Source organism: Streptomyces sp. 5K101, assembly GCF_046506645.1.
Taxonomy (GTDB): Bacteria; Actinomycetota; Actinomycetes; order Streptomycetales; family Streptomycetaceae; genus Streptomyces.
In genome coordinates this window covers 1-1,140 of sequence record NZ_JBKFFO010000066.1, presented here as the reverse complement: position 1 = coordinate 1,140, position 1,140 = coordinate 1, and the positions used below count along the sequence as shown (strand labels likewise).

1 protein-coding gene is annotated in these 1,140 nt (G+C 70.1%); it reads right to left on the bottom strand.

Annotation, left to right across the window (positions count from 1 at the left end; translation table 11 throughout):
* Positions 1–15 precede the first annotated feature (15 nt).
* The coding region (locus ACLB9X_RS34375) for an FG-GAP repeat domain-containing protein (RefSeq protein WP_410364340.1) at positions 16–1,140 on the bottom strand (1,125 nt) is incomplete at its 5' end.

Below are 1,140 nucleotides of genomic sequence, written 5' to 3'. Positions count from 1 at the left end.
GTCGATGCCGGAGCCTCAGGCGATGTGGTTGTACGACTGCGTCATTCCGAAGAAGACGGTGCTGTCGTTGCGCGTCCGGAACGGCGCGGCTGTGCTGCCGGTGCCCTGGTAGAAGTACGTGTTGCCGTCGGGTGCCGCGGCGAAGAGGTCGGGGCGTCCGTCCCGGTTGCCGTCGCTGATGCCGACGATGTGGGTGTAGGCGTTCCAGCCGCCGCCGATCTTGACGCGGGTGGTGAAGGTGCCGTCGCCGCGGCCCTGGTAGAGCCAGAGCACACCCGCGGTGTCCCGGGCGACGAGGTCGCCTGCGGAGCCGCCGGCGATGTTTCCGGTGGCCTCGATGCGGTTGAACGTCTGCCAGCCGCGCAGGCCGACCTTCTTGCGGGCGGCGAACGGGGCGCTCGCGTTGCCGGTGCCCGTGTGGAGCCACAGCGCGCCGGCGGAGTCGGTGGCGACCAGGTCGGCTCTGCCGTCGCCGGTGAGGTCGCTGCCGGCGGCGATGTGCCGGTAGCCCTGCCAGCCGCCGCCGATCTTCACCCGGGTGGTGAAAGTGCCGTCGCCGCGGCCCTGGTAGAGCCAGAGCACCCCTGCGGTGTCCCGGGCGACCAGGTCCCCGGCAGCGCCGCCGGCGATGTTGCCCCCGGCCTCGATGCGGTTGTAGATCTGCCAGCCGCCGCCGACGAGCTTGCGGCGCGTCTCGCTGAGGTGGTCGGGGTGCTCCGGGGAGGAGGTGGTGTCTTCGCGCCAGAGCCGTCCGGAGCTGTCCCGGGCCAGGAGGTCCGGGGATCCGTTGTCGCTGTAGTCGTGCGGGGCGGCCTTGCGGGTGACCGTGAACGTGCCGGAGGCGGTGGCTGCCGGGCCGATCCCGTTGGTGGGTGCGGCTTCGATATCCCAGGTGTATTCGCCGTTCGGAGCGTTCACCTCACGGCCGTTGTCGTGCAGCAGCCCGTCCCAGGTGAAACCGACCTGCTGTGGGATGGGGGTGGAGCTGTTGCCCGGAGACAGGTATGCCGCCTGTGTGAGGCCTGTGCGGACGTGTCGGATGGTCGCTTTGAAGGTGATGTTGAGCCGGGACAGGCGCCATGCAAGGGATACCTGGCCGCGGTTCTTGTCGAGGTCGATGACCGACGGGACGGTGTGGCC